Source organism: Advenella sp. EE-W14 (assembly GCF_012923605.1).
GTDB lineage: Bacteria > Pseudomonadota > Gammaproteobacteria > Burkholderiales > Burkholderiaceae_B > Advenella > Advenella alkanexedens.
In genome coordinates this window covers 1-4,516 of sequence record NZ_JAAVNG010000019.1, presented here as the reverse complement: position 1 = coordinate 4,516, position 4,516 = coordinate 1, and the positions used below count along the sequence as shown (strand labels likewise).

Genomic DNA, 4,516 nt, shown 5'->3' with positions numbered 1-4,516 from the left:
GGTATATCGTGATCTTTTCATTGAATTTCCTTTATAAGAAATTCTACTTCTAATTGCTATGGTTTTGTGGGAGGATTACCCAAGTACCAGTCCTATCGAAACGTCACCCTGTACCGTCTTGAAATTGGCTGCCAGGCGCATTACTTGCTTTCGATAATCCTTTGCTTCGGCACTGAGGTACGTTTGTGCGAAGTTTTTAATGACCCGTGTCTTCCAATAACGATTTGCCGAAACTGGGTACGGCAGTTTCAAACTGATTGTTGTCATTTTTCCTCTTTCCTGATTCGTGAAACCTCAGCCAAAATGGCTTCCCGTGTGAATTTCCAGCGTCTACCACAGAAATCCAGAAACGCTTCCTGCTGCTTTCTGCCTTGGCAGTAAATGACGTGCCTGGCCACTGACTCCAGGCTTTTCATGTTTACGTTGCCTTTGGTCATGCAAAAAGGCCCTTTCTACGAGCTGCCATCTGGGCCATCTTGACCACGCCAACTGAGTGACCCCGTTGGTTATCAAGAATTTTGTTAGCCCAATCTTGGTTCGGCTCGCCACTCAGAAGCGACTTGGACATCTTTGCGACGGCAGCGGCCTTGGCTGGGTCCGGCTTGATGTCATGCGCCAGCAATTTGGACGGGTCCTCGATGGGCGTGATCTGCTCGTCACGGCTTTTCTGCTCGCACGCTTTGACAAACTCCGACAGACTTGGCGGCCAGTCGTACAAGTCCACGCAGTTTTTCAAACCACGCTTGATTTGCTCGGGCGTAATGCCGCGATCGTGCAACGATTCTGCCCAGGCCGATTTCCAGTTCTCGATCGATGCCGGGGTCTTGAACGCCTGTTGCCACTTCCCGGTGTAGATCCCGTCCAGCCGGTTGAAAAGGTGGTCGATCATGGTGATGCCAATGCTGGAGCGGATATCCAGCCATGGGTTGTGCTTAGATGTCGATAATGCTTGGGTCATGTTGAATTCGTCCTTTGTTCACGTAGGCTACAGGGTCAAACTTGCTGGAAACGCTTGGTTTTGCTGGCGAAGCTCTGGCCTTCGGTGGGTCGGTCAGCATGTTTTTCACGATTCCCAGCAGGTACGAAAAGCCTTTGCCTGCCTGCTTTGCGATGGGAATTGCCTCCACGAAGTGCGCCATTTCTGCGCCTTGCTCGACTAGCTGCTTGAGCCTTGGCCCTGGGTTGCCGTCAATGCCCTGGCTTCGGCAGTACGTTGCGATGGCGCCAGCGGTGGAGACCGGGTTGTCAGGCTGTGGGATTTCAGCGGGTTCTGGCGGTGATTCGGCAAAATCCGAAAAATCAGAAACGACACACGGGCTGTCTGCAGGATCGCTGCCGGTGGAATTTTCTTTTTTGTTTGTTTTTTCTTTATATTCTGTATCTGTATCTTTATCTGTATCTGTCGTGACTTTTCGTGACTCTTCGTGACATTCATTTTTTCCACCTTCTTCGGCAGTCTCTTTTGCAAGCCTCTCCCTCGCGCGCTGCAAGCGTTTACGCTCTGTTGCGGACATTGCGCCTGTTTTCTGGTTACCCGTGTCCTCTCTCTTGGGCTGGCGTTTTTCCCAGCCCGTCAGCCTGTCACCATCCAGTATTCGGCCTTGCATGGCGGATAAAACCGCCTCTACAGCTTCGTCTGTCACGTCCAGTCCACTTGCTATATCTTCAGCCGTGACGTCAACGTGACCGCGCGTGACATTTCGTGACGCATCAACCATCACATGCAATGCAACAGAAATAACGACGGAAATAGGCTGGCCTGACACGCGAGCGATAGTTCTCCACTTCGGGTCGTTGGGCATGTCATGCCAAAGCCGGAACCATTCAATTGCAGCCATCACACCCCCTTTACCAAAGCCCGTTTAGCGGCTTCAATAATTTCCTGGCTGCTGCGCTGGCTATTCTGAGCGGCAGAAATGATTTTTTCGGCCTCGCATGAAGTGATGGTGCCATCGGCCAACGAGGTGGAAATGGTTGTGGCCAACTCTCCAAAGGTTACCGCTTTATTGACGAACGAACCTTGCAAGTCTTGGGCACTCCCTTCGGCAGGCGCAGCGGATGCAATCAGGCCGAAACGGGCATTAAGGGATTGCAGCCAGTCCAGCCGGTGCGGTTGGGCTTTTTCTTCCATCCACTCGGTCAGGAGCTCAACCATTTCAAGGGAAATGCTTTCCCCGTTGATGTGCCGAAGCTTGGCGCGTAACGTTTCGGGGTGAATGGTTTTGCCACGGCGATCAGTTAAAAAGCGTGCAGCGTCATTGATGCCACCCGGGGTGTTACGTACCGAGGTGTAGAGAACATCAAACCAAGATGTGCCGGAATAACGACAAGTCATAATTGCCTGCCTTGAAATGAGGTGAATATCAGGGGTGCGACCGTGCGACTGGAATGCAATAATTCAGTCAATGCCAATCTGATATTTGGATTAATAAAATGGAAAAATCGTTTAAATGTGGCCAGGCTATGGCCGATGATTTGCTGGAAAAAGCCAAGCTCATGGCGTACGAATGGGAGGATGCACCAAACGACACCATGATTCTGATGTGCCTGTACCGGATCCTGTGCGGGGATGAGGCCCCGGTGCTGCATTAGGATGACGTTAAGCTTCATTGCCCCTTCCTTCGGTATTCCCACACATCGTAGAATCAGAAGTTCCTACACAACTTTTTTCTACGATGGGGGAATTCTTATGGATTTCAGTTCTATTTCTGCGGCAATCAGCTCTCTTCAGGCAGCTTGGACAGTTGCAACAAATGCAATTGATAGGCGTGATGCGGCTTTGCTTTCTGAGGTCAAGGCGAACATGATGCAGCAGCTGCTTGAGGTTTCTACGGCGGCTCTTGAGCTCCAGACTAAAGCTGTTCATTTCCAAGAGCTTGCAGCTGGTAATAGCGAAAAATATTCCAAGCTGAACGAAGAATTTATGGAATACAAAAAGCGGGTAGAGGATTGCTCGCGATATGAACTGGTTACGCTTGCGTCTGGATCGCATGTGTATGTTTCTCCAGTCGCTGATTCGGGCATGAAGTTTCCTACTTACTTTTGTGCAGCTTGCATGAGCGAGTCTAAAAAAACGATATTGCAACCGTTTGGATATAGATTTCGATGCGCAAATGGACACCCAGACATTCTTGCGGGAAAAGATGGCCTCAGCTCGAGATGGCAATGATTTACGCATTGGTACTTCCTTTTTTGTTGCGTAAAACAGACCAATTCACATCAGGGCGTAGTTCTTCGCAGGTGACTTGGCCGTTGGTGGCTTGCTCGATATCGGGGCAGCGCTCAGCTGGAACTTGACGACGTTTTAATGCCCATTGAGAAATAAGGATTTGCGGGACAGATATATCTTTTGCGAGCTTAGCTCGAATGCCGCGTTCCGCATTAACGAAATCAAGGAGTTGCATATGGAGACCTGGTAATTAAATAGTTACCCACATAGTAAGCTAAATGCTTACTCAAGTAAAGCCATAAGCATACTTCTTATGTTAAGCATTTTGCTTTTTAATATGGACATGAAATTAAATAACCAAATACGTCTCGAAAATTTGCATAGATTAATAAATGAAGCAGGCACTCAAGAGCATCTTTCTGATGTTTCTGGGGTCTCACGTATTTATTTAAATCAAATTAAGCAGCAGCGCCCTGATCCAACTACAGGAAAGACTCGTAATATTGGTGATTCACTGGCTCGTAAACTTGAGAAAGGAATGGGCAAGCCTGTGGGCTGGATGGATCAAGACCACAGTGAAACAGTAGAAACAATTTCCGTAACCGAAACAGAAGGCTACATCCGCCTGGACTACCTTGACATTCAATCATCAGCTGGCCACGGCAAAGTAGCGGATTCCTATCCGCCTTTAATTCAGAACCTGAATGTTCTTGAGGATTGGGCGCTTCAAAGTTTCGGTAAAAACGCTGTTGAAAAAATCAAGATCATCAACAACAGTGGTGATTCGATGTCTCCGACCATCCAGGACGGTGACATTCTTTTTGTGGATGTCTCCCGCCGGGCGTTTGAGGCAGAAGGGATCTATGTGCTGGACTGGAACGGTAGGTTATTGACTAAACGTCTTGTGGCCCAGCAAGATGGCCGTCTGGCGATCATCAGCGACAATCCAAGCTATCAGCCAGAATACATTAACGAAAAAAACATTGATAGCCTGGTGATCTGTGGGCTCGTGCGGGGTTGGTGGTCGTTTAAGAGATTCTGAAGAAGTTTGTATATTTGGGGTTAAAGGGACTAAAATATTACAAAATATGAAATGTTAAATAATATGTGTTTTAGAGGGGTTTAAGATGGGAGTTCCTGACTATTTTTTGGTTTTATTGTTTGCTGGTAGTTTTGTGTTTATATTTGGAATTATTAGTCCAAAGCTATTCCGATTAAATAAGAATAAAACTCCGCCAAAAAGAATGAAACTTGGTTTAATTGGGTTGGTAATCCTCCCACAAAACCATAGCAATTAGAAGTAGAATTTCTTATAAAGGAAATTCAATGAAAAGATCACGATATACC

9 protein-coding genes are annotated in these 4,516 nt (G+C 47.6%); 3 read left to right on the top strand and 6 right to left on the bottom strand.

All coding sequences use genetic code 11. The features are described from left to right. Nucleotides 1-75 precede the first annotated feature (75 nt). From HCX92_RS14575 to HCX92_RS14555, 5 genes are read right to left on the bottom strand one after another with little or no spacing between them, the layout of a single operon-like run. Nucleotides 76-267, bottom strand: a complete 192-nt coding sequence (locus HCX92_RS14575) for a hypothetical protein (protein WP_169295690.1) — start codon at nt 265-267, stop codon at nt 76-78. Then, nucleotides 264-416 (bottom strand): hypothetical protein, encoded by a 153-nt coding sequence (locus HCX92_RS14570; protein WP_169295689.1) that lies wholly within the window; start codon nt 414-416, stop codon nt 264-266. The genes HCX92_RS14575 and HCX92_RS14570 overlap by 4 nt, the downstream gene beginning before the upstream one ends. 17 nt (nt 417-433) lie before the next feature. Further along, nucleotides 434-958, bottom strand: coding sequence for a replication protein P (locus tag HCX92_RS14565; RefSeq protein ID WP_169295688.1), 525 nt, complete (start codon nt 956-958; stop codon nt 434-436). Further along, nucleotides 933-1,838 (bottom strand): hypothetical protein, encoded by a 906-nt coding sequence (locus HCX92_RS14560; protein WP_169295687.1) that lies wholly within the window; start codon nt 1,836-1,838, stop codon nt 933-935. Before HCX92_RS14560 ends, HCX92_RS14565 begins: the two co-directional genes overlap by 26 nt. Further along, nucleotides 1,838-2,335 (bottom strand): phage regulatory CII family protein, encoded by a 498-nt coding sequence (locus HCX92_RS14555; protein ID WP_169295686.1) that lies wholly within the window; start codon nt 2,333-2,335, stop codon nt 1,838-1,840. Before HCX92_RS14555 ends, HCX92_RS14560 begins: the two co-directional genes overlap by 1 nt. A 98-nt stretch (nt 2,336-2,433) precedes the next feature. On the opposite strand from HCX92_RS14555, the gene HCX92_RS14550 reads away from it, so the two are divergent. Together HCX92_RS14550 and HCX92_RS14545 are read left to right on the top strand one after the other, a co-directional pair. Next, nucleotides 2,434-2,592, top strand: a complete 159-nt coding sequence (locus HCX92_RS14550) for a hypothetical protein (RefSeq protein WP_169295685.1) — start codon at nt 2,434-2,436, stop codon at nt 2,590-2,592. Between the two features lie 97 nt (nt 2,593-2,689). After that, nucleotides 2,690-3,169, top strand: a complete 480-nt coding sequence (locus HCX92_RS14545; RefSeq protein WP_169295684.1) for a hypothetical protein — start codon at nt 2,690-2,692, stop codon at nt 3,167-3,169. A 1-nt stretch (nt 3,170) separates the two neighbouring features. Here the strand turns inward: HCX92_RS14545 and HCX92_RS14540 are convergent, their stop codons facing one another. Next, nucleotides 3,171-3,404: a helix-turn-helix domain-containing protein gene (locus HCX92_RS14540; protein ID WP_169295683.1), complete on the bottom strand. Its 234-nt coding sequence runs from the start codon at nt 3,402-3,404 to the stop codon at nt 3,171-3,173. Nucleotides 3,405-3,482: 78 nt separating this feature from the next. Between HCX92_RS14540 and HCX92_RS14535 the strand changes: the two genes are divergently transcribed. Then, on the top strand, nt 3,483-4,211 hold the full coding sequence (locus HCX92_RS14535; protein ID WP_169295682.1) for a S24 family peptidase: 729 nt from the start codon (nt 3,483-3,485) through the stop codon (nt 4,209-4,211). Nucleotides 4,212-4,516: the final 305 nt, after the last annotated feature.